At 38.4% G+C, this 24,273-nt stretch carries 22 protein-coding genes; 13 read left to right on the top strand and 9 right to left on the bottom strand.

Going from position 1 to position 24,273, the window contains the following annotated elements; genetic code table 11:
- Positions 1–50: 50 nt before the first annotated feature.
- Both HGJ18_RS02490 and HGJ18_RS02485 read right to left on the bottom strand, forming a co-directional pair.
- Positions 51–2,228: a tetratricopeptide repeat protein gene (locus HGJ18_RS02490; protein ID WP_253697521.1), complete on the bottom strand. Its 2,178-nt coding sequence runs from the start codon at positions 2,226–2,228 to the stop codon at positions 51–53.
- Positions 2,221–2,961, bottom strand: a complete 741-nt coding sequence (locus HGJ18_RS02485) for a tetratricopeptide repeat protein (RefSeq protein ID WP_253697520.1) — start codon at positions 2,959–2,961, stop codon at positions 2,221–2,223. The genes HGJ18_RS02490 and HGJ18_RS02485 overlap by 8 nt, the downstream gene beginning before the upstream one ends.
- 37 nt (positions 2,962–2,998) lie before the next feature.
- On the opposite strand from HGJ18_RS02485, the gene HGJ18_RS02480 reads away from it, so the two are divergent.
- The 5 genes from HGJ18_RS02480 to HGJ18_RS02460 all read left to right on the top strand — a co-directional run bounded on the left by HGJ18_RS02480 (position 2,999) and on the right by HGJ18_RS02460 (position 7,742).
- Positions 2,999–4,372: a tetratricopeptide repeat protein gene (locus HGJ18_RS02480; RefSeq protein ID WP_253697519.1), complete on the top strand. Its 1,374-nt coding sequence runs from the start codon at positions 2,999–3,001 to the stop codon at positions 4,370–4,372.
- Between the two features lie 10 nt (positions 4,373–4,382).
- Entirely contained in the window at positions 4,383–5,060 is a 678-nt protein-coding gene (locus tag HGJ18_RS02475; protein ID WP_253697518.1) for a metallophosphoesterase, read from the top strand.
- A gap of 73 nt (positions 5,061–5,133) precedes the next feature.
- The gene (locus HGJ18_RS02470; RefSeq protein WP_253697517.1) at positions 5,134–6,819 is read left to right on the top strand and encodes a GAF domain-containing SpoIIE family protein phosphatase; all 1,686 of its coding nucleotides are present in this window, start codon (positions 5,134–5,136) and stop codon (positions 6,817–6,819) included.
- A 25-nt stretch (positions 6,820–6,844) separates the two neighbouring features.
- Positions 6,845–7,183, top strand: coding sequence for an anti-sigma factor antagonist (locus HGJ18_RS02465; protein ID WP_010696721.1), 339 nt, complete (start codon positions 6,845–6,847; stop codon positions 7,181–7,183).
- A 16-nt stretch (positions 7,184–7,199) separates the two neighbouring features.
- On the top strand, positions 7,200–7,742 hold the full coding sequence (locus HGJ18_RS02460; RefSeq protein WP_002670683.1) for an ATP-binding protein: 543 nt from the start codon (positions 7,200–7,202) through the stop codon (positions 7,740–7,742).
- 14 nt (positions 7,743–7,756) lie between these two features.
- Here HGJ18_RS02460 and HGJ18_RS02455 read toward each other — a convergent pair whose 3' ends face one another.
- Together HGJ18_RS02455 and HGJ18_RS02450 are read right to left on the bottom strand one after the other, a co-directional pair.
- Positions 7,757–8,578 (bottom strand): hypothetical protein, encoded by an 822-nt coding sequence (locus tag HGJ18_RS02455; RefSeq protein ID WP_253697516.1) that lies wholly within the window; start codon positions 8,576–8,578, stop codon positions 7,757–7,759.
- Positions 8,559–9,179, bottom strand: a complete 621-nt coding sequence (locus HGJ18_RS02450; RefSeq protein WP_253697515.1) for a hypothetical protein — start codon at positions 9,177–9,179, stop codon at positions 8,559–8,561. Before HGJ18_RS02450 ends, HGJ18_RS02455 begins: the two co-directional genes overlap by 20 nt.
- A gap of 115 nt (positions 9,180–9,294) precedes the next feature.
- On the opposite strand from HGJ18_RS02450, the gene HGJ18_RS02445 reads away from it, so the two are divergent.
- Complete coding sequence (locus tag HGJ18_RS02445) at positions 9,295–10,674, top strand: tyrosine phenol-lyase (RefSeq protein WP_253697514.1); 1,380 nt, start codon at positions 9,295–9,297, stop codon at positions 10,672–10,674.
- 213 nt (positions 10,675–10,887) lie between these two features.
- Here the strand turns inward: HGJ18_RS02445 and HGJ18_RS02440 are convergent, their stop codons facing one another.
- Genes HGJ18_RS02440 through HGJ18_RS02425 form a run of 4 tightly spaced genes read right to left on the bottom strand, consistent with a single transcriptional unit; the run spans position 10,888 to position 15,355 of the window.
- Positions 10,888–11,517 carry an adenylate kinase gene (locus HGJ18_RS02440; RefSeq protein WP_253697513.1) on the bottom strand — a complete coding sequence of 210 codons (630 nt, stop codon included), beginning with the start codon at positions 11,515–11,517 and terminating at the stop codon, positions 10,888–10,890.
- Positions 11,518–11,574: 57 nt separating this feature from the next.
- Complete coding sequence (locus HGJ18_RS02435) at positions 11,575–12,804, bottom strand: dicarboxylate/amino acid:cation symporter (protein WP_253697512.1); 1,230 nt, start codon at positions 12,802–12,804, stop codon at positions 11,575–11,577.
- Between the two features lie 38 nt (positions 12,805–12,842).
- Complete coding sequence (locus tag HGJ18_RS02430; protein WP_253697511.1) at positions 12,843–14,162, bottom strand: leucine-rich repeat domain-containing protein; 1,320 nt, start codon at positions 14,160–14,162, stop codon at positions 12,843–12,845.
- A gap of 23 nt (positions 14,163–14,185) precedes the next feature.
- Positions 14,186–15,355: a type III PLP-dependent enzyme gene (locus tag HGJ18_RS02425; protein WP_253697510.1), complete on the bottom strand. Its 1,170-nt coding sequence runs from the start codon at positions 15,353–15,355 to the stop codon at positions 14,186–14,188.
- A 269-nt stretch (positions 15,356–15,624) separates the two neighbouring features.
- Here HGJ18_RS02425 and rimP point away from each other — a divergent pair, with 269 nt between their 5' ends.
- The 5 genes from rimP to truB are packed head-to-tail and all read left to right on the top strand — an operon-like array spanning position 15,625 to position 21,801.
- A complete protein-coding gene (rimP, locus tag HGJ18_RS02420; RefSeq protein WP_002689590.1) occupies positions 15,625–16,071 on the top strand; it encodes a ribosome maturation factor RimP in 447 nt (148 codons plus the stop codon).
- 35 nt (positions 16,072–16,106) lie between these two features.
- Complete coding sequence (nusA, locus tag HGJ18_RS02415) at positions 16,107–17,594, top strand: transcription termination factor NusA (RefSeq protein ID WP_253697509.1); 1,488 nt, start codon at positions 16,107–16,109, stop codon at positions 17,592–17,594.
- A 7-nt stretch (positions 17,595–17,601) separates the two neighbouring features.
- Positions 17,602–20,322, top strand: coding sequence for a translation initiation factor IF-2 (gene infB, locus HGJ18_RS02410; RefSeq protein ID WP_253697508.1), 2,721 nt, complete (start codon positions 17,602–17,604; stop codon positions 20,320–20,322).
- The gene (gene rbfA / locus HGJ18_RS02405) at positions 20,315–20,713 is read left to right on the top strand and encodes a 30S ribosome-binding factor RbfA (RefSeq protein ID WP_253697507.1); all 399 of its coding nucleotides are present in this window, start codon (positions 20,315–20,317) and stop codon (positions 20,711–20,713) included. Before infB ends, rbfA begins: the two co-directional genes overlap by 8 nt.
- A 14-nt stretch (positions 20,714–20,727) precedes the next feature.
- Complete coding sequence (gene truB, locus HGJ18_RS02400; protein ID WP_253697506.1) at positions 20,728–21,801, top strand: tRNA pseudouridine(55) synthase TruB; 1,074 nt, start codon at positions 20,728–20,730, stop codon at positions 21,799–21,801.
- A 73-nt stretch (positions 21,802–21,874) separates the two neighbouring features.
- Here the strand turns inward: truB and HGJ18_RS02395 are convergent, their stop codons facing one another.
- On the bottom strand, positions 21,875–22,105 hold the full coding sequence (locus HGJ18_RS02395; protein WP_002670653.1) for a hypothetical protein: 231 nt from the start codon (positions 22,103–22,105) through the stop codon (positions 21,875–21,877).
- A 234-nt stretch (positions 22,106–22,339) separates the two neighbouring features.
- Between HGJ18_RS02395 and HGJ18_RS02390 the strand changes: the two genes are divergently transcribed.
- Positions 22,340–23,251, top strand: a complete 912-nt coding sequence (locus HGJ18_RS02390) for a tetratricopeptide repeat protein (protein ID WP_253697505.1) — start codon at positions 22,340–22,342, stop codon at positions 23,249–23,251.
- Between the two features lie 97 nt (positions 23,252–23,348).
- Positions 23,349–24,257 (top strand): hypothetical protein, encoded by a 909-nt coding sequence (locus HGJ18_RS02385; RefSeq protein WP_253697504.1) that lies wholly within the window; start codon positions 23,349–23,351, stop codon positions 24,255–24,257.
- Positions 24,258–24,273: the final 16 nt, after the last annotated feature.

Raw genomic sequence — 24,273 nt, 5'->3', positions numbered from 1 at the left:
AACCACATCTTTAATTCTAATATAACTTTATGAAAAATTCTATAGGTTAATTAAAGGGATGAAAGTATCGATCGAATTTCCGCGGCTTTTGAATAATTAGGATTTTTATTCAATACGCCTTCCAAAATAAGCTTTGCATCGGCCTTTTTATTCAGGCTTATGTAAAGTTTACCAAGTTCATAATAAGCATCCCAGTTTTTAGTATCGATCTTTATAATCTGTTCATAAACACTTACGGCATTTTCTTTTAGATCAGCAGAAATATAGGCCGCAGCCAAATTCTGCTTTGCCGTAATATTACGAGGCTGATTTTTTACTGCATTGGAGTAATGATTAACCGACTTTGTGTAGTCTCCTTTTAAGCCGTATAACTTGCCCAAATTTGTGTTTACTTCAAAATTATTGGGTTCAAGCCTATAGGCTGCCAAAAGGTTTTCTTCGGCTTCACCGAATTTTCCCTCATCCAAATACATACGGCCCAGATTTATTCTAGGCTTAGCATAGTTTTTATTTGTCGACGCAGCCTGTGTGTAATAATCATAGGCTTCAGATTTTCTTCCGTTTTTTTCTAAAGTTAAACCGTATGTATATAAAACTCTTGCATCAGAAGGCTTGAGCCTATAAGCTTTTTCGGCATTAGACAGGGCTTCGCCGTATTTTTCTAAATCAACCTGTACCGTTGCCAAGTTATAATAGGTTATGGCATCATCCTCTCCCAGAGTGATAGACTCCTTAAAGTGACGCTCGGCTAAATTATTTTGTCCCAAATCCGCATAAACTTGGGCCATTTCCCGTAAGGCCGGAAGATTGGTCGGTTCATACGAAACAGCCTTCTTATAGTTTTCTATAGCTTGATCAAATTTCCGTTGAGCTTTGCGTATACGGGCCATTTCCAAAAAGGCTTTTACGTAGTCGGGCTTTATCTTTACGGCTGAAGAAAAAGCGGAAAAAGCTTCATTTTCCAAACCTAATTTTCTGCAAGACATTCCCAAATTAAAAAAAGCATTATCGAATTTGGGATTGGATTTTACGCTTCTTTCAAAGGAAGTCTTTGCTTTTTGATAATGACCTCTTGCGTAATATTTTTTACCGAGTTCATAATTGTATAAATAATTATCGGGATCCAAACTTTGAGCCTTTTCCAACTCTACAAAGGCAACCTGAGGCTGTTTTTGTGCGTCTGCAATCTGAGAATAAACATAATGAGCCCTTGCATTTTGCCCGTCGGCATTTACGGATTTTTTTATGTATGAATCGGCATCCGAAAGAGCTTTCTCTGCATCTCCGGTTCCTTCACGAGCCGAAGCATAGTCGTTTAAAGCAGAAGCCATATCCAAATATTTTTTTGCAGTAAATGAAGCTTCAGAATCGGGCATTTTAGATGAAGCCTTCGAGAAGGTACTAAGAGCAGAATTTAGATTTCCGTTTTTTAAGAAATTTACACCTTCTGAAACCAGGCGGTCCACCTCTTCCATTTGAGCTCCGGTCTTTGCATCGGCATTTTGCTTTGCAAGTCTTTCAGCTTCTTGAACTTTTTGCGCATCTAAAGCAGCCTTCTTTTTGGCTTCTTCTTCGAGCCGCTTTTTTTCTATTTCTGCATCGGATGTCTTTTTTGCAGCTTCATCTTTTGCCTTTTGTTCGGCTGCTAATTTTGCCTTACGCTCCTGTTCGGCCTTAGCCTGACGCTCTGCTTCTTCTTTGGCTTTACGCTCCTGTTCGGCCTTTGCCTTGCGGTCTTCTTCAGCCTTGGCAGCAGCGATTTTTTTTGCTTCGTCTATCGATGCTTTTTTCTTTGCTTCAGCTTCTTTTAAGGCCTGTTGCTGCTTAATCAATTCTTCTTGCCGCTTTCTTGCCTCTTCCGCCCTTTTTAAAGCCTCTTCAGTCTTTCTTTTTTTTTCTTCTTCGGCAGCCTTTTTTTCCTTTTCGGAAGCAGCGGCAAGATTTTTGTTAATTTCTTCGGCTTTCTTAATACTTTCCGCCTCTAAAAGCTCTCTCTCTTTTTCGGCTTCTTTTTTGGCCTGTTCAAGCTCAGCTTCTTTTTTAGCTATTTTTTCTTGAAGACGGGCAAGTTCTTCTTTTTCAGCCTCAATTTTAGCAAGTATCTGCGTATCGGCACCAGCGGAATCAGAGGTCTTGCTCTTTGTAAAAAATAAGATGCCTACAACAACTAAAACGGCTATAAAAATACCCGCTAAAATACCTATTAAGAATTTTTGAAAATCAGTCAAGTTCGTTTTCCTCCGAATAATCTATTGTATCGTCAGCTCCTGCCGATACGGCATCTGCATTGTCAACCGAAGAAAGGTTGGCGTTCACATCTTCCATAAGTTTTTTATACCTCGCCTCAGCAGCCAAACGCTCGGCCTCTTCGGCTGCCTTTTTGGCTTCAGCCAAGGCCTTCGCTCTTTCCGCTTCTTCGGCAAGGCCTTCCAAAAGCGATATCATTTTTTCTATTGAAGATCTTTGAAGCGCATCAGGTTTTAAGTTTAAATAAATTTTATAATCTTGTAAAGCACCCTCAAGTTTTTCCAGTTTGATACGCGTATTAGCCCTGTTTAAAAAAGCCGGAGCATAGAGACCGTTTGAAGAAATAGCCTCATTATAAGCCAACTCGGAGGCTTCAAACTGATTTTGTAAAAAATATACATTACCTATATTGTAGTAATACAAATGCCCATTGAGGATATCATTATCCTTACCTTGAGAAAGATAGGTTAAGGCCTCGCTGTACTTTCCCATCCTAAAATAAGCAACGCCAAGATAAAGATAAACCGATTTAGGGGTTCCGGCTTCCTGACTAGCCTTAAAAAGAGCCGAAACAGCCTCTTGAGGCTTATCGGCATACAAAAGTTTTTTACCCTCTTCAAAATAATCTACGGCAAAAAGCAATGAAAAAAAAGATAAAAAAACAGCAAAAAAAATGCTTTTTTTAAATTTTAATCGATAAAAATGCGTTTTCATATTTGACATTCCCCCCCAAAAGCTATACCATATAGGTATGTCTTCATTAACGATTATTTTGATTGCAGCGATAAGTGCAATTCTCATTTTTCTCATTATTTTTTTGTTAAAGTCGGTTCTTTTTCCAAAAAAAATAGCAAGAATTGAAAAGAACTTAAAATCCGGAAAATACGGAGCCGCAATCAAGGATGCAAAATCAATACTCTCAAAAAATCCCAGAGATTCGGAAGCCCGATATCTCTTGGGCAAGGCCTACCTTGCAGACAAAAAAGTTGACCTTGCCTTTATCGAGTTTAAAACTCTAAACAAGACAGCAGTATTTAACAATCCGGCAACCGAAATCGAATTCAGAGCTATTATAGCAGATTTATATTTAAAATTCCAGCAGCCGGACGAAGCTTTAAAGGAATTTATGCTTTTAAATAAAAGAGATCCGAAAAACCCCAAGCCCTATTTTCAGGCCGGACAAATTTATGAAAATAAAAACATGTCGGATCAGGCAATAGCTTATTTTCAAAAAGCTATAGAAGTTGATTCACGCTTTGCAGAAGCCTATGCTTCATTAGGTCTTTTACTTTTTAAAGCAAATCAGATACCTGAGGCCGAAAAGGCTATAGCCACAGCCTTAAAATTAGCACCGGATAACAGTGAAACCCTTTATTATCACGGAAGAATCTTAAAAAGCAAAAAAAACTATGCACAAGCTCTTTCAGCCCTCGAAAAAGCGGCAAGAAAGCAGGAGATAAGAACAAAATGCTTTTTTGAAAGAGGATGCTGCTATTTGGAAACAAACAGCCTTGAAAAGGCCGAATTCGAATTCACTAGGGCGATAAAATCTTCAAAGCAGCCGTCAGCCCCGGAAGTTCTTTATTCGAGATATCTTTTAGCCGATTGCTACGAAAAACAAAGAGACATCGATAAGGCAATAGAGCAATGGGAAGCCATAAGTGCAGTCAATCCTAAATTCAGGAACACGGCTCAAAAACTTGCCGAATATTCAGACCTTCGTACCAACGACCATATGAAAGAATATTTAACCCTCATCAAGGAAGATTTTTTCAAAATGTGCAGGGATATTACCGAGCAGTACTTTGACTATCCGGTTCAAGCCTTAAAAGAGACAAAGATGGGTTGTACAATACTTGCAGTCGAAAAAGGCTCGGAACAATGGCTTAATACAAGAAAAAAGCCCCAACTTTTAATCTTTTCGAGGGATGGGCACACGATAACGGAATCCTTTTTACGATCCGTACATGAAGAGATGAAAAAACAAGCCGTTGTAACCTCTCACATTATAACCTCGGGTGCTTTTTCGCCTGATGCGATAAAGTTTGCAGAAAACAGACCCTTTAACCTTATTGACAGACAAAAGCTTGAAAGAATAGTTGAAAAAGTAAAATTTACATTTTAGGAAACGGATAATGAAAAAAATTCTATGTATTTCGGATCAGATAGACCCTGTGATTTACAGTAAAGACATAAAAGAAAAATATGGAGATGTAGATTTTATAATATCGGCGGGAGACCTCCCGATAGACTACCTTGACTTTGTACAAACCTCCTTAAATAAACCGCTTTATTTTGTTTTCGGAAGCCACCACTTAAAAGCTCTTACTCACTATCATCCCGAAATGGCTGAAAAAACAAAGGATGGAGAGGTAAATATATTTAAAAAGGGAAATACAAAGAAAAGCAATCAGGGAACCTATATAGGGTTTAAAAGCCTTAAGCATGAAAACATTATAATAGCCGGCGTTTCAGGTGCTAAAAAACACAATGACGGTAAAAATCAGTTTACAGAAAAACAAATGAAGCGGAAGCTTTCAAAAATGATTCCGGCATTGTTTTTAAATAAGCTGAGATACGGGCGCTATTTGGATATCTTAGTAACTCACTGTCCTCCATTGATTGAAGGTGAAAAAGAAGAAAACAAACAAGAAGCTTTTGAGTGTTTTACCAAATTTATAAATTTTTTTAAACCTAAATATCTTATACACGGACAAGTCCACATATATGACCCGCAACAATCCCGCAGCACAAGGCATGGAGAAACCGAAATAATTAACGCATACAGCAGACATATTTTGGAGTTACACTAAAATTTACAAATTGTTACCATTATTTTCAAAATAAATCTTGACGATATTCCCTTTAGATGATAGAATTACTACAATGAAAGAAATTGATTCTCTTGACTTTTATGCATTGATTACTCTTTCGGTATTGACTATTTTATTATTATTATTTCTCATAAGAATTACGGCTATAAACAAAAAGAAAGCTAGAGAGGTATCAAGGCCCTTTGTTTTGTTGACATATTCGACCTTAGCCTCTGCGTTTATAATAAGCATAAGTGCTGCAGCCTCGGTATTTTTTAAAAGCTATATGATTTTAAATATAGGATTATCGGTTGTCCTCGTTGTTTTTACTATCTATATAACCTTATCCGAAAAGATATACCTGAAAGATCAAGTAGAAAAACTAAAAAGAGACAAGGCAAATGCAGATTATATTAAAAAATTACAAAATCTCCCCTCTGAAGAATCTTTACGGGCACGTAAACTTATAAACACAACCCGCCTTTTACTCCAAAAGACAAACGGATTAATCTCAGGAAAAAAAGATATCTCATCCGAAATGTTTCCATACATCGCAGAGTCTTTTTTAACGGAGTTATCTGCTGACGGGGCTGTAGTCCTTGCAGTACAAAGTTTTGAAGAGGTCTTGGCTGTAAAGGCCTTGATAGGCACCTTTCCTCCGCCTTATAAATTACCCGATGACCTTGTGCGCAAAGAAGATTATGTATTATCCAATTTTAAATATGCGCGTTTTGAGATGGGTGAATCGATATTTACGGAAGTTGCCTCCAAAGGCAAAACCCTATTTATTAAAAATTGTAAAGACAACCCATTACTTCCTAACAATGGAAACGAAAAATTTTTACAGCACGGAAGCCTAATATTCTTCCCCCTAATGGTCAGCACTGTTGTAGTTGGAGTGGCGGCTGTATCCCGTAATCCGGATAAGCTTCCTTTTTCTGAAAATGAAGTCAAGATAGGAGAATACTTATCGGATTTTACGGCAGAAATGATTAACCTTACTCTAAGTATATCCGAGGCTTCCGAACATGCCGAAATTGAAAATATAACCGATACGGTTGCGAAAATTCAAAGGATTCTTTTGCCCAAAAACTTAAAAAAGATTCCCGGCCTTGAAATAGGAGAATACTTTTTACAGGAAAGAGGTATCTGCAGTGACTATTATGACGTAATCGTTCAACAAAAAAGAGTCTTTATCGTCCTTGCAGATGTTGCAGGTAAAAGTATTCAATCTGCAATTATTATGATTATGATTCGGGCCATCCTCTACCTTATAACAAACACCGATCAAAACACGGAATCCATTTTGGACTGGCTCAATAAGGGTATTACCGGAAAAATAGATATAGACCACTTTGCAAGTATTTCTCTTTTATCCTATGAACAGAAAACAAATACAATAGAATTCATAGGAGCGGGTCATCAGGCAATGATGATATGGAACAATGAAAAAAATAAAATCGAATTATTCCAGCAAAAAACGGACCCCATAGGAATAGATGTCCGTTCAACATATAAAAGTATAAAGGTTCCTTTGAAAAAAGGTGATGTAGCAGCACTTTATACGGACGGTATTATCGAAACGCTTAATGCCGCAGGCGAGCAGTATGGAACTACCAGACTCGCACAACTAATGGCCGATAATCATTCCGAGCATTCAAAGGATATAGTAAACAAAATAAAAAACGACATGACTTCGTTTATAGGAAAAGCCCAGACTCATGATGATCGCACTTTGCTGATTATTAAGGCTAGGTAATAAAGAGGTTGTTAAGGAGATTGTTATGGAACTAAAAATCCGAAAAAACAAAGAGGTTTACATTATTGACGTAAGCGGCGAAATGGACCTATACAATTCATACAGACTAAAAGAACTTGTTATGAAGATGATCGAACGTCAAATAAAATGTATGATTATAAATCTTGAAGATGTGGACTACATAGATTCTTCAGGAATAGGAGCATTGATTTATATCTGCTCTACCGTAAAAAAGATGAATCTGCGGTTGTTTATAACCAATATTCACGGTTCCGTGAAAAAAGTTATAGAGCTGACAAAGCTGATGGGCTACTTTCCCATAACAAACAGCTTGGAAGAAGCATTACAAAAAATGGAAAGCTAAAGCGGAGGACAGAAATATGACAGCTATAAAAGAACTTAAAGTCGATGAAAAAAGCCCCTTATTCGATAAAACAGGGATGTTATATAAAGAATTTCCTTCTGATTTCAGGCAAATCAGATATTTTACACTCTTGATAGTACAATCAGCCCCCTTAGAAATAAAGGGAATCAACCTCTTGGAACAGCAAATCAGCGAAATTATTAAAAATGCGGTAAAACACGGAAACAGATGTAATCCGTCCAAAAAAGTCAAGGTATGGTACGAATTCAGCTCTACCCACGCACATTTAATAGTTGAGGATGAAGGAGAAGGCTTTAAAGAAATCGACAAGTGGAACGAATTCAATAGAAAACGCTTGGAGTGTCTGCATAAGCAGGACTTTGCAAACCTTGGAGCCTATGTTTCTTTTAGAACAGCCCGAAGCGATGAATATGACGGAGGAAATGCCCTATTTGCGGCCCTCGAATATTGGGACGGAGGTTTTATTTTTAACAAGAAGAAAAACGGCGTTGCGATGTTAAAAAAATATCCTCAAAAAAAACACGGTATTTCGCTGTAAGATTAGATTAAGACTCAATTATTCGGATATCCGTATTTTCTCGCGTGAGCTTTTTCGTGTAAAAAACGTTTATCTTCTTCGTGGATGTTTTTTATTGTAAGGCAAAGAGCTCCGCAGCTTTCCCCTGTAGAGTTTATATTAAGATTGGGAAGAAAAAAAGAAAATATTGACGAGCATTTAACTTTTCGGCGGCCGAAGCCTACTTCCATTTGGGCCGAAATTTGAGCCGCAATTTCTTTAGCCTTTTCCTCGATACAAAAAATAAGCATAAATTCCGCATCAATATATAAGAGGCAGGGGCTAAAATCCGGAGCCCTATGTTTTATTACTATATCGTAAAGGCGGTAAAAAAAAGCTTCAGGGATTTTATCCGCATCTAGCTTCATTAAACCGGAAATCTTGGAGCAAAGGCCAAAAAAAACTTCACTATCTTCATCGTCTACAGCCGGAGGATAGGGAAAGCTGAGAGGAAAATCGCTCGAAATGCCGGCTTTTAGTTTAAAACCTCCGGAATTCCACAATGAAATTTGACAGTTTTTAAGCTCATCATCATGTTTATAAAATTTATCGGAAAGCTGAAAAACGGTAATCCCCTCTTTTTGTTCGACCCGGCTAAAAAAATAAAGAGGGCGTTTTTTATGATTAAAAAAAACCTTTATATCATCGTTTACTTCCACCCCATCCGATTTAAAGAAAATATAATCATCTATAAGTTTATAAGAAGAAGAATCTATTTTTACAAAGGTATTTTTGCATAAAAGGCTTAAAGAAGGCTTTTCTCTGATAAAGGTATCGACAATATATTCATATTCGATTCTATTGAGAGCTTTGTTCATTTTTGTCTCCGATAACGTCAAAAGAGTCCAAGTACCATTTTCCCTCAATAAAAATAATGTTGACCTCAATAATAATATAAAATATTTTATCGTCTCCCCTGATATTGCATTTAAACAGGGCCTTTACTTTTTGATCCGCCTTATTTTCAGGTCTGCCGTAAAAGACAGAAACTATGGGCTTAAAAGAATCCAGCCTGTAATTTATAAGATAAGGTAAAAAAGGTTTTGCTTTTGAACAAAGGCTGATATCCACCTTATTTTCTTTAAATTGTAAACTTAATTTATTCAAAAAATTTAACACGGATTTTTCAATACCGGTATAGTCCAATACTCCCAGCCCGTCCAAAGAAGGAAACAAACTTTCCCGTAAATCGGTGTCTCCATAGGAGCTCAAATTTTCCGTTTTTATCTCATCTAAGGTAAAGGGTTCGGCCATAGGAGACGCTGAGATTGTTTCGGATACTGTCCAGCCGATATCCGAAAAATATTTTTTAGCCTCTTCCAATATTGTGGAAAAGGAGTTTTCTTCCGCTCCGCTTTCGTTATAAAGACTAAAAAGAAATACAAAACTAAAGATAATCCGGTATTTTTTTAACTTCATATAATATTTATATCACATCTTATACTAACTAGACAATACCTTATCTTTATGTTATAGTGAGGAGGGAATTTTCCCTCATATCATTTTCTGTATAAATAACAGATGGAGGACTTTTATGGATATTAAAAATTATCCTGCGGAACCTTTTAGAATTAAGGTTGTAGAAACTGTTAAGATGATCGATAAGGATCAAAGAGCAAAGGTTGCCAAAGAAGCCGGTTATAACACCTTCCTTATTAACTCGGAAGATGTTTATATCGACCTTCTTACCGACTCCGGAACAAACGCAATGAGCGACAAACAATGGGCCGGAATGATGATAGGAGATGAAGCCTATGCCGGAAGCCGCAACTTTCATCACTTGGAAGAAACGGTTCAAGATATTTTCGGCTTTAAGCATCTTGTACCGACCCATCAAGGCCGTGGTGCCGAAAACCTTCTTTCAAGGATAGCCATTAAACCGGGTCAATATGTACCCGGAAACATGTATTTTACCACTACCAGATACCATCAGGAAGCAAACGGCGGTATCTTCGTGGATATCATAAACGATGATGCCCATGATGCAGGCAAAAGAGTTCCTTTTAAAGGCGACATCGACTTGAACAAGCTTGAAAAGCTTATAAAAGAAAAGGGAGCCGAAAATATTGCATACGTTTGTTTGGCGGTTACGGTAAACCTTGCAGGCGGTCAGCCCGTTTCTATGAAGAACATGAAGGCCGTCCGTGAGCTTACAAAGAAGCACGGCATCAAGGTATTCTATGATGCAACCCGCTGTGTAGAAAACGCCTACTTTATCAAAGAACAAGAAGCCGGTTATGCCGACAAGTCTATCAAAGAAATCGTAAGAGAAATGTTCAGCTATGCAGACGGATGTACCATGAGCGGTAAAAAAGACTGTATCGTCAATATCGGAGGATTCCTCTGTATGAACGATGAGGAGCTTTTCCAAGCTGCAAAAGAATTTGTTGTTGTATTTGAAGGTATGCCTTCATACGGCGGTATGGCAGGACGCGATATGGAAGCTATGGCTATCGGGCTAAAAGAAGCTCTCCAGTTTGAATATATCGAACACCGAATCAAGCAGGTCCGCTATTTAGGCGACAAACTCTTGGAAGCCGGAGTTCCTATTATCGAACCCGTAGGAGGACACGCAGTATTCCTCGATGCAAGACGCTTCTGCCCTCATCTTAAGCAAACCGAATTCCCTGCACAGGCCCTAGCCGCAGAGCTTTATATAGAATCGGGAGTTAGAAGTATGGAACGAGGTATCGTTTCTGCAGGACGAGATCCTAAGACAAGGGAAAACCACGTACCGAAACTTGAAACAGTCCGCTTAACCATTCCGCGCCGTGTTTATACATATAAACACATGGACATTGTAGCAGATGCCGTTATTAAATTGTACAAACACAAGGAAGTTATAAAAGGATTAAAGTTCGTTTACGAACCTAAACAGCTCCGCTTCTTTACGGCACGCTTTGAGCATATCTAAGCTCTCAAGGGAAACGAATTACGGTTTTACCTCTACAAAAACTAGGCTGTCCATCCTGCCTTTCGGCAAGAAAGGTATTCACAGCCTAGTTTTTTTATATTTTATTGTTTCAGAGAGGTTCTTAGGGGCAGCACCCCTAAGCAGCCGTTGAAGGGTGAGGGGGTTAGAGGGGGAGAGGGAAACTTGCGTCTGAACAAGTTGTCCTCTCCCCCTCTAATGCGGAAATTTTACTTTAAAAGAAGCCAATACCTTCTCCGATGCCGGGCGGGCATCTATATTTACTATCAGATCTTTTTTTGTATAATAGTCGATTAACGGAGCTGTTTGGTTTCTGTAAGTTTCAAGGCGTTTTTGGATTGCTTCAATTTTATCATCGGGACGGATCATCAGATCTCCGGAACATGAATCGCAAATACCTTCTTTTTTCGGTTTTACGAATTCGATATGAAAACTTTGACCGCATGAGGAGCAAACCCTCCTTCCTGAAAGGCGTTTGATAACCTCATCATCGCTTATATCGAAGTTGACAACGGAATCTATTTTTACGATGTTCTCTAGGGCATCGGCCTGAGCGATTGTACGGGGAAAGCCGTCGAGGATAAAACCTTTTTTGGTGTCATCCTTTTCCAACCTTTCCTTTACAAGGGCGATTGTGAGGTCATCGCTTACCAATGCCCCGGAATCAATGACAGCCTTAACTTTTTTCCCCAAGTCGGTTTGCTCCTTGATTGCAGCTCTAAAAAGATCTCCGGTCGAAATATGCGGAATCTTATACGATTTTGAAACCTCAAAAGCAAGGGTTCCCTTTCCTGCGCCCGGCGGGCCCAAAAAAATACAGTTCATTTTTCTCTTCCTTTTTTTAACAATATTCAATCAAAGCTCTTACATAAAGAAAAGCTCTTATATAAAGAACCTTAAAGTGCGTGTATTAGTCATCTTAGACAAGTGACCGATTATATATGTTCCAACCATTGCGGTTAAAGCATCAATGGCGGCAGCTACCGAGCCTATAAAAAAGGCTGCCGGCCGCAAAATTAAAAAGCCCGATTCAAAGCCCCGTCCGTATATAGCACAAACGGCAACAAGGGAAACATAAGTTCCCGTTATGGGGAAACGGCCTAAAAAGAACGAAAAAAGGGTAGAAATACCGACAAGCCAAAATCTATCCTCAAAACTTATACCCAGACTGGAATAAGAGTTTAAAATTACAATAAAGCTTATGGTAACAACCATCGCGCTTCCTGCCCTGCCGAAAACCGAAAAAACAGGCAAGGATACCGAAGAAATTCTCCTTCTGACACCCAAACTCTCGTTTGAATGGCGCAATAAGACAGGCAAGGTTAAATTTGTATCGCCCGAAAAGAAGGCTGCACAAACAGGAGCGATTGAAGCATATAGCACCTTGTAAGGATTTATATCTCTGCATATTATTTTTAAGATTATAGGGTATATGATTAAGGCTATTATAAAAAAATCTACCAATAAGAGCACAACCAAGCCGGTAAAAAATTTGGTTGAAAGCATGGCTTGGAACTTGATAAACCAATTTACGGATACTGCGATAAGCCCTATTGAAAACATGTCTACGAAAAAGGCCATAACGGCATAAGAAACTCTTGATAAGGAATCAAAGAGGGTTAAAGCAGGCTTCGAAATATTTTTATCGACAGCACAAGCTGCTCCTGCAAAGCCGGCAAATATACAAAGCGGAAGGATATAAAGACCATCCATAAAGGCTTCAAATGCACTTGAAGGGAAGAGCCGTAAAAAGGACTCCATAACACCCAAATTCTCGACAGAACTTGTCTCTTCAACAAAGATAGGAATTCTCGGCGGAGAGCTGATAGAGATAGAAATCAAACCTAAAAGGGCTGCCAAAAGGGATGAAAGAATAATAAAAACGGCAATATATATCGAAAGTTTTAATAAGGAACGGCTTTCACGTAATTTAGATATACTTACTGTAAACCCAAAAAATAAAACGGGATATAAGGAATAACGGCCGAATTGAATGGCAATATTAGCGGCAAAATCAACAGCCGCATTAAGGAATGCACTATCGGAAGAAGAAATAGCCGCAATTATAATACCTAGAACAGAACCTATAAGATATTTTATCCAAATTTTCATGATTCATTTTACAAAAAGAAAAAGATTCAGTCAATAGACTAAAAAGCTTCTCCCGTTTTTTGAACAAGGGAGTCGATTATACTGCCCATATCTTCAAGACCGTAAAGAGTAAAATAAACTTTCCAGAATTTAAAGGAGGAAGAATTAAGCATTTCTTCGGTAGGCACAAAATTATGGTCAAAGTATTTATCCGACTTGTATGTTAGATTGGGATTTTTTTCGGCATAAACCACAAGGGTTTTAACATCATATCCGTCACCCGCTATCAAAGAATCAAAGAGCTGCTTCATTGATTTTTCATCAATCTTATTTTCAAAGCAAAAAAGATTTTTTAACTTACGATTTGAACCTACAACAAGATTCTCTATCTTGTTGCGGTAACAATAAAGCTCTTCAAGTTCCTTTAACGAAGAAAGATCCAAATCCTTTATTTCATTGGAGTCACAATAAAGTTTTTGAAGTTTTGTGTTAAGAGCTATTAAAAGTTTATCAAGATTATTCTTTCCGCAATCCAAAAACTTGAGCTCCTTGTTTTGAAAAAGCGCCAAGTCGGTAAGTTTGTTAGCCCTGCAATTAAGCCGTTGTAATTTTATATTTTTAGTTAAATCAAGAGTATTTAAACCGGAATTTTCACAATCCAGCTCTTTAAGCTCAATGTTTTTTGTAAGATCAAGATCTTCTAGGCTTATCGAACTTATATCAAGGCATTCAAGCCGCGGAAAAACAGAAAAATCCATCTCCTGGATTGTTGTTTTGGCCAAATTGAGCTTGTTTAAGCCTTTTAACGAAGAAAAATCAGGCTTATTCATTTTCTTGTTCCCTTCAAGAATCAGATTTTCAAGAGCCTTACAATCTAAAAATTCGATATTCTTTAAGCCCGAAAAAGAGATATCCAAGGACTTCAAAGCGGGCGCTTTAATTATTTTAACTCCGCTTAAAATTTCGGCATTATGAATTGTAAGCTCTTTTACATCTCCCAAAAGGGCAAGAGAATTTTTTGCTATAAATATTTCGTTTACGGAACCGTCGGCAGGAATTTCCGAAGGAACGGCACCTTCAATTTTGATATTTTTATCGGCTTTAAGGCTTAAATTGATTTTTTTATTTACAGCCTCAAATTCAAAAATAACGGAAGCCTCATTTAAGGCTTTTTGATATTGGGCATCAGCCGTTTTTGTCTTATCCTGCCCCGATTGAAGCCCATTATCTTTTTTTTCGGAATTAAGTCCGGCCTGAGAGGCGACCTCAGATTGTTCTTCCTTATTTTCAGCCCCTATTTTTTCTTCCTTTGCGGAACACGAAAAAACAAAAAAACTAAAAATAACCAAAGCAGCAAATCTACAAAAGGTCTTTAACATAGCCGGACTCTTTTCAATAATGTTTACTTCATTATGTAGGTTTTAATCGGCGGGAAGCCGTTAAATTCTACAGAAGCATAACTGGATGTATAGGCACCGGTTGTAAGGAAGTATACCCTATCTCCGGGCTTAAGATTGGTAGGAAGATTGTATTTATAATCTTCATACATAATATCCATACTGTCGCATGTAGGACCGGCCAAAACAACTTCTCCCCATTTTTTGCAGCCTTCATCCTTATCGGTAATAATCGGGTATTTTAAGGATTCGTTTAGGGTTTCGATAAGACCGTTAAAAAGACCCGTATCAAGATATACCCATCTAAAGAGGGCTGTGTTGTTTTTGCGCGAAATCATAACAACCTCGGTTACCAAGATACCGCTGTCGCCTACAAGGGAGCGGCCCGGTTCCAAAATAATGCGCGGACGCTCTTCACCGAAATCATCTTCCAAGTAGCGGCTAATTTCGGAAGCATACTCGCTTAGGTCGTTTGCAGGTGTAACATAAGAAGCGGGGAAACCTCCGCCCATGTTGACCATTTCGAGCTTAATTTCTTCTTCTTCTTCCAAAGAGTCCATCAGGTACTTTGTCTTTGCAATTGCATCGTTCCACTGACCGATATCCCTCTGCTGGCTTCCTACGTGGAAAGAAATACCGTAAGGAATGAGTCCCGAATCTCTGGCCTGAATGCAAAGGTCATAGGCCATATCGGGGTGGCAGCCGAATTTTCTTGATAGAGGCCAGTCGGCACTGGTAGTATTTTCAACCAGAATTCTTACATAAACTCTTGAACCGGGAGCAAATTGAGCTATATTTTTAAGGTCGTCCTTACTGTCTGTAGCGAACATTCTAACGCCTTTTTCATAAAAATAAGCAATATCCTTTGCCTTTTTTATGGTGTTTCCATAGCTGAGTCTTTCAGGGCTTACACCTAATTTTAGAACCTTGTCAAGTTCATAGCGTGAAGCTATGTCAAAGCATGAGCCCATTTCATTTAACATTGTGATAATCTCTTCATGCGGGTTTGCCTTAATCGCATAAAAAATATCCGCATAGGGAAAATTTTCTCTTAACTTTTGATAATTTTTCTTGATTGTTTTTAGGTTGATAACAACACAGGGCGTTTCCAGATTTTCTGAAAAACTCATAAAGTGTTTCCACTCAGAATCGCTAATGTAATCCTTTCTTTCCATTAGGCCGACCTCCCAAAAATAGTAATAATAGATTACCTTATAAAGCTATTTTGCATAACTGTCAATAGTATCAAGGCATAAAAAGAGCTTTTTTTTAATATTTTCAATCCAAAAACAAAAAAACTTAATATTTTTCTATGATATATGTATTGAATATATTTCAATTTTATGGTACTATAACTGTTAGAACATATATTATCCTTGTGTATTCGGAGTCGTTCAAGCGGCTCCTTTTTTGTATGCAAAAGGTATCTTGAGAGGAGGTTGAAGTGGAATTTATTCAAAAAAAAGATATTCCGTACTTTACCGAATGTGAACCTCTTGTCGAAGGGCTCGGCTTTAAGCTGGTCGATCTGAATGTCCTTCACAAAAAAGATGTTTGGCAGGTTAAGGCGGTAATAAAATCGGAAAAAGGGGTCGGCATCAAAGACTGTACCTCCGTACACAGGACTCTTCAGCCCCGTATTGAAGCCCTCATAGGCTCGCAAGATGTAACTATGGAAGTAAGCTCTCCGGGCATCAATCGGCTTGTAAAGCGGGCGGTTGAGTTTTATGCCTTCGTGGGAGAAGAAGCCCAAATTTGGGATAACAGCATTACTGATTGGCGGCACGGAATTATAAAAGAAGTAAATTCCGAAGGCCTTGTTTTAAATTCTGATAATCAAGACATTCAAATTCCGTATCAGGATATAAAAAAAGCCAGATGTAATCTTTAAGAATAATTTTAGCTTTGTTAAGGAGATTTAATGAAATGTCTGAAGGAATAATTGAGGCAATTCGGGAATTTGCACAAGAAAAAGGAATTGATGACGATTTTGTTTTACACATTGTAGAGCAGGCTTTAAAAGCCTCTTATAAAAAACAATTCGGAACGGATGCAAATGCCGTATTCAATGAAGAAACAGGAAAAATATACTCAAAGAAAATAATAACGGAAAATGCAAAAAATCCGGTTTTTGATATAAGTTTAGAAGAAGCAAAAAAATTGGCCCCATCTTGCGAGACAGGTGATGAACTTCTAGTTGAAGTCGATCCGAAAAGCTTAGGTATTAATTCTGTCAAGGTCGGAATGCAAAGAGCAATCCAATGTATCAGAGAAATGCAAAAAGATACTCTTTATGCAGAATACAGTACAAAGGTAGGAGAAATCATAATCGGTTACTACCATCGGGAACGAAACGGAAACATCTATGTCGACTTAGGAAAGGTTGAGGGCTTATTACCTAAAAAATATCAGTGTCCGGGAGATCACTTCGGAAGAAATGCGGCAGCCGGAGAAGAATCAAGAATAAAGGCCCTTGTACGGGAAGTAAAAAAACACCGCCAATCAAACGTAGTACAGCTGATCCTTTCAAGAACCGATGCGGAATTTGTAAGGCAGATACTGGAAGTGGAAGTGCCGGAAATTGAAAGCGGAATAGTAAAGATTCATAACATTGTGCGGGAACCCGGTTATAGAACAAAGATAGCGGTTTCAACTGACAGAGATGATATAGATCCTGTAGGAGCCTGTGTCGGAGCAAAAGGAGCAAGAATTCAAGCAGTTATCGCAGAGTTGGATGATGAAAAGATAGATATTCTGCCCTACTCCGACGATCCTAAGGCCTATATAAAGAGCGCCCTTTCTCCTGCAGAAGTCATGGATGTTATGATATTGGATGCAGAAAAAAGAAAGGCCCTTGCAATCGTTTCGGACTCTCAATTATCGCTGGCTATAGGAAAACACGGTTTAAACGTACGCCTTGCAAACCGCCTTGTAGACTGGAATATAGATGTAAAAACCGAAGAACAGTTTAAACAAATGGATATTTACACAGACGCCAGAAAGGCTGTCGAAAACTTATTCACTGATGAAACAAGTAATGAAGATGAAGAATATGAGGAAATTTCCAATGTTGCCGAACTTCCGGGAATTACCGAAGACATTCTGGCAGTATTACGTAATAACGAAATTGAAGATATACAAGACTTGATTAACATGGAAGATGATGAAATCAGGGCATTGGAAGGTCTTACTATAGAGATGGCTGATACTCTTCTTGACATTATAGCTAATGCCGTTGAAGTTGTAGAAGACGATGGAGATGAAAGCAATGAAGAAAGCGAGCCTGTTTCGGATGATGAGGGTGAAGTTGAAGAATTTGAATGCCCTGAATGCGGTCATAAAATAACAACAGATATGACAAAATGCCCCAATTGCGGAGTAGATCTTGCTTTTGAATATGAGGACGAAGAGTAGGAGTAATATGGATATAGAAAACACAAATAAGCCTGATGTAATTCTCAACAAAAAAAGCAGTAAAGCTGCAGATTCTAAACCTGAATCCGGCAAAACTGACTCTAAAAGGAAAGTCGTTGTAAAGGTTTCAAAAACTTCGGCAGGAAAATCCAAGAAGCCTGAATCATCTTCGGAAGAATCTTCCGGCGGAAGAACATCCGGGAAACAGGTTATTTCCGTTAAAAAAGCTTCGTCTCAAAGCTCAAAACCTGCAGAAGCCTCCGTAAAAGAAAAAAAGCCGGATGAAAGGCTTGAAGAAACAAAGAAGACGGCACCTCGCTTTGAAGATAAAAAGAGCGATACGTCTTCCGCACAAAATGAAAAGCGGGGCTTCGATTCGGCAAAATTCGATTCTGCAAAAAAAGAAGAAAAACAGACTGAAAGGAAAAAGCAGGCTCCTTCTTCAATAGATTCAATAGACTTTGCAAGTAAGAGGCCCAATGTAAAGGCAGGTAACTTGGCGGACTCGGGCCGAAGAAATAACCGCGGTCAGGGAAACCGTCCGCAAAGACCCGGAGCCCAAGGACAAGGTCAAACCGGAGGACAAGGACGCCGGCGCGAAAGCAATTTTTCCGGAGCCCAAGCACGAGCTTATTCCGACGGAAAAAAGCAGGGCTTTAGGACAGGACAAGGCGGACAACAGGGCAGACCTCAAGGCAGGCCAGGCGACAGACCTCAAAACAGACCCGGTTTCGGCGGTCCCAGACCGGGAGCCGCTCCGGCACCGATTCCTGTCGAAAAAAATAAGGCTCAAACAAATAAAAAAGCCCACAAGGCAAAAAAAGAAATATACAACAAGAAAAATAAGGAAGACGAATTTTTTGAAGAGCGCCTCTTAAATCAAAAGAAAAAGCAAAAGGAAAAAATTCATAATATTCCTAAACAGATCGAGATAATGGAATCCATTTCGGTTTCCGAACTGGCCAAGAAGATGAACCTAAAAGCCTCGGAGCTTATCGGTAAACTCATGGGAATGGGAATGATGGTTACGATGAACCAGTCCATCGATGCCGATACGGCTACCATCCTCGCTTCCGAATATGAATGCGATGTCAAAATTGTAAGCCTATACGATGAAACGGTTATCGAAAGCAAAGAAGACAATTTATCCGAACTGCAACCGAGGCCTCCCGTTGTAACCATAATGGGACATGTTGACCATGGTAAGACCAAAACCCTTGATGCCATAAGAAGCTCTAATGTTATAGCGGGAGAATTCGGAGGAATTACCCAGCACATAGGTGCTTATACGGTAAACACACACGGAGGAAAAATTACCTTCCTCGATACTCCCGGACACGAAGCCTTTACCATGATGCGTGCACGAGGAGCCGAAATTACGGACATCGTTGTTTTGGTAGTTGCAGCCGATGACGGCGTTATGCCTCAAACCATTGAAGCTATCAACCATGCACGGGATGCCAAGGTTCCCATAATAGTTGCAGTAAACAAGGTCGATAAGCCCGAAGCAAATGTTGACAAGGTAAAGACCCGCCTTTCGGAATTAGGCCTCATGCCTGAAGAATGGGGCGGAGACACCATGTTTGTCGAAATCTCGGCTCTAAAAAAATTGGGACTGGACAACCTCTTGGATACAATCCTTCTTCAAGCTGAAGTACTTGAGCTAAAGGCCAATTATACATGCAATGCTGAAGGAAAAGTTATAGAATCCCGTATTGACCACGGAAGAGGCGTTGTTGCAACCATTATCGTTCAGCGCGGAACCTTGAGAACCGGAGACCCCTATGTTGCAGGTATTTATTCCGGCCGCGTGAGAGCCATCTTCAATGACAGGGGCGAAAAAATCGATGAAGCTACTCCGAGTATGCCCGTCGAAATCCTAGGTCTTGAAGGCATGCCGAATGCGGGTGATCCATTCCAAGTTACGGATTCCGAGCGCATAGCACGCCAGATTTCGGACAAAAGGCAGGAGCTCAAAAGATTTGAAGATTCACGGAATGTTAAGAAGGTTACCCTCGATAACCTCTATGAAACCATTCATGACGGAGAAATATTGGAGCTTAAAGTTATCATAAAGGGAGACGTTCAAGGTTCCGTAGAAGCCTTAAAGCAGTCTTTGGAAAAACTTTCCACACCCGAAATAAGGCTTAACGTAATACATGCTTCGGCAGGTGCTATCAACGATTCCGATGTTATGCTTGCAGCCGCAGACTCGAACGCCTTAATCATAGGTTTTAACGTACGCCCCACTCCTCAAGCCAAACTCTTGGCCGATCAGGAGAAGGTCGATATACGAAAATACACGGTTATCTACAAGGCTGTTGAAGAAATTCAGCTTGCCATGGAAGGAATGCTTTCCCCCGATATTAAGGAACAAGTCATCGGTATGGTTGAAGTCAGAAATACCTTTAAGGTTCCCAAAATCGGAAAAATTGCCGGCTGTTATGTTCTTGAAGGCGTCGTAAAGAGAAACTGTGCAGTACACGTTATCCGTGAAGGCATAGTCGTTCACTCAGGAAAATTATCTTCATTAAAGAGATTCAAAGACGATGCAAAAGAAGTTGCAGCAGGCTTTGAATGCGGTATCGGTATCGAAGACTTTAACGATATACAGGTCGATGACCAGTTAGAAATTATCGAAATGATTCAGGTTGCCCGAAAATTGAGCGACAGCGAAAAATACAAGGCTCCCGAAATCAAAGAAGAAGGAACCGAAGCCAATGAGTGAGTTTAGGCTTGCAAGATTGGGCGAGCAGATAAGGGAAGAAATTTCGGCCCTTATTTGCTCGGGCAAAATAAAGGACCCGAGAGTTTCTTCTCTTCTTTCAATAAACAGGGTAATTGTTTCAGGAGATCTTGCCTATGCAAAGGTATATGTTTCAAGCTTTTTAGATGAACATAAGACAAAGCAGGGAGTAAGAGGCTTGGAAAATGCTTCAGGCTTTATAAGAACCAGCCTTGCAAAAAAGCTTCACGTAAGGCAGTGTCCCGAACTCACCTTTATATTCGATAAGAGTATAAAGGAAGGAATAGACATGGTAAACAAACTTGAAAGCCTTGAGTACTTTACCGATCCCGATGAAGATGAAGAAAGCGCCGGCAATTCGGAAGCCGATTAAACCCTGCCTTAAAAATGGAATTAAATAAAAACCTTATCGTCCCGTTTGCAAAACAGGCGGGACTTACAAGCTTTGCTTCAATGTCGGCGGTAAAAAAAGCTCTTTCGACAAAAAAGGTAGGCCACACAGGAACTCTGGACCTTTTTGCCGACGGCCTTTTAGTTCTTCTTACAGGACAATTAACCCGACTTGCCGACATAATTTCAGTCGAAAAAAAAACTTATGAAGCATGGATGGAATTCGGAACGGAAACGGATACCCTCGACCCTGAAGGCGAGCCCATTTTGACAGCCCCCCTTCCCTCTTATAAAAATTTAACGGAATCCATTCCCTCTTTTTTAGGGAAAATACTCCAAAGACCGCCCGAATTTTCTGCAATAAAAATAAACGGAAAAAGAGCTTCCGACAGAATACGCCACGGCGAAAAAATAGAAATTGCAGAGAGAAAAATAGAAATTTTTAAAATCGGACTTAGAGGGATAATTACCGATAGCGGTTTGGAATTTACAGAAAAGGATTTTCTCAATACAAACACCGAGCTAAAAATAAAATATGTCCACATAAGCGTGGAATGTTCAAAGGGAACCTACATCCGCTCCCTTGTAAGAGACCTAGCAAGGAAGGCATCTTCTTGTGCCTATGTTAGGGCCTTGCGGAGGACTACAGTCGGAAACTTTAAGCTTGAAGATGCAGCAGGCTTTTCTCTTTTAAATGATTTTTCTGCAGCACCGGAAGATTTATTTTTAAAAGAAAGAAAAAGTCCGGACACCTCGAACGGTAAAAAATCCTATGAACAAAAAGAAATTGCTTCTTCTGAGATAACTGCAAAGGCGTTTTCTTTTTCTCCAAAGACGGCAGAAAACTTAAAATTGCCTCAAATTTTCTTGAATCAAAAATATCTAAACGATTTTTATAACGGAAAGAAGATTAAATTCAATTGGTTTTTAAATACTGATGAAGTTTTAGAAAATATCACAGGCTTAGACTTAGAAAACAAAAAAACATGCGTCTTTTGCGGTGACTTGTGGATCGGAATTATAGGACTAAATAAAAACCGTCCGAAATATGAAACGGTAATAAAAAATTAAAGGTTTAAATTAAAATGAGCGTCTAAAATATCGCCGCTCATTTTAACTTGAGTTTTGCTATTGGTACTTCAACTTACTGTATTGCATGTCTTCCTGAAGGAGAAGCCGAACAACGTATACCGTAGCTGGTTACAACCCTGTCTCCCAAAATCTTTGTCTCACGGCCGCAATGAATACAATGCGAACCATCGGGTATAATAGCATGTTTTTTTGATACGCTTGCAGGACAATTATATCCGTTATCGTCACTTTCCAAGTTAGGGCCTACAGGCCTGACATCTTTTCCGCAATATTTACATTTCATAAAAATAGCTCCTGAATTTGTTTTAGTTATATTATTTTCGGCATTATAACAGCATTACATTAAAGACAGAATTTAGTATTTAGTTACAAAATACCACAATATCCGTAAATTAAGGCACGAATTAGAATTTACTCAATTTTATAGGTATCGTCAATAGGATAAACAAAATACTATTGACCGATCATAAAACCAATGTTACAATATAACTATAGTTATTATGAGGAGGAAAAATATATGAAAAAACGTATTATATTATTTTTAATTTTGTTGGTGTCATTCCGGATTTTTGCAGATTACAAATCCGAATATGACAATCTGCTTTCGGCAAGAAATGTAAAAGGGATTGCAGCCCTCCTGCCCAAATGGGAAAAGGCAGAGCCCAAAAATCCTGAACTCTACATTGCCTATTTTAATTATTACCTGCTTAAAGGTCAAAGGTCTACACAGTCACTTGACACCTATAAGAAGGACAATACCAATTCATTGGCATTAGTGGATCAAAAAACAAATAAAATCGCAGGATATTTAAACAATAATATCTGGTATGAAAAAGAAGATGTCGATAAAGCCTTGTCATATTTAGAAAAAGGATTAAAATTCGGTAAAAACCGCTTGGATATGTATTTTGGAAGAATTCATATTTTAGGCGAAATAGGAGAATATGAAAAGCAATCACAGAAGATTATCGAGGTTTTAAAACTGGGAAAAGAGATAAATCATAAATGGCTTTGGAGCATGAATGAGGTAATTCCAGCATCAGAAAGTGAACACTTTTTTCTAATTTCGATAAACGAGTATTATAAAGCTTGGCTTCAAAAAAGTCTCCCTCAAACCTTAAATGCTGCAGAGAAAACAGGTGAAGCCCAATTAAAGCTATATCCTAACAACATCGAAGTACATAACTATTTATCTTTAGCATATATCGGCCAAGGAAAATTTAAAGAAGCTTTAAATGTGCTATTAAAAGCCGATAAACTCGCAAATGAAGATTATGTAATTATCTTTAATATGGGAAGATGCTATGAAGCCCTAAAACAATACGATAAGGCAAAAGAATGTTATCTCCGTATGAAAAAAAATCCCAACAAACAAGTTCAAGATATGGCAGACCAAAAACTTTCAGAGCTAAAAAAATTGACCAAATAGTTATAAAAAAACGTGTAATCGGTACTAAGCAAAAACACCGATTACACAATATCTAAACCCTCCGCACGAATAAAAAACATAAAGAGTATTTTTAATTATGAAAGAAAACATTAAACCCGATACAATAAAAACCCTTCTCGATTCACATCTTAAAAACGATAAGTTTAAAACCCTTGAACCTATTCAACTGGAAGATCATACTTACACGGATTTATTTAAGGGAATAACCGGCAGCAATGAAACTTTTGCGGTAAAATTACGGCAGAAAACGGAGAGTATTAAAAATTCAATTAAATATTTAAATGCTTTAAATGACAGTGAAGACTTTATTTTAAAATATAAAAACCTCATTGAGACTGAAGATTACTATATCTTTATAAGCGAATGGCTTGAAGGTTGTCAACCTACCAAAACCGATAGACATCTGATAAAAGATTTTTTTAAAAAACTTGCACATTTAAATTTAAATAACACATCTTCGAGCTCTTTTTCTTCAATGTATTTGGACGGGAAAAGCTATCCTTCAATTGAAGAGATGATAAATGCAGAAGCCATCCCCTATCTTGAAATATACAGGGGCAAACATGATAAAAAAATTATTAAAAAAAATATTGAAAATTTAAACCTAGGCTTAGGCTGTATTATCCTTGAAGACATGAATACAGGGAATATGCTTAAAACAGAAGATTGCCGACTAAAAATAATTGATGCCGAACATCTTACTTCCGGTTTAAATTTATATCAATTTGAACATATAAATATTTTAGGCTTAAATAAAAAAGAATGGTATAATATTACCGATGAAGCAAAAGAAGTTTTAAATGCATATTTTTCCGAAATAGGTGAAAGTAAAAACAAAGCTTTTTTACAAATAAAAGCCTTTGCTGTTTTAAACTTTTTACGAGAGCTTTATTTTCAAGTTTGGCAAAAACAAAAAATAGACTATTCAGAAAAAGATAGAATTTTTGATATAATATTAAACTGTGGGGTTGAAGAGGTTCTTTAAATCATGAGCATACTTA

This window comes from Treponema denticola (genome assembly GCF_024181405.1).
GTDB classification, from domain to species: Bacteria; Spirochaetota; Spirochaetia; order Treponematales; family Treponemataceae; genus Treponema_B; species Treponema_B denticola_D.
Note: the sequence above shows the minus strand (reverse complement) of the source record. Positions and strands in the feature narration are given on the sequence as shown.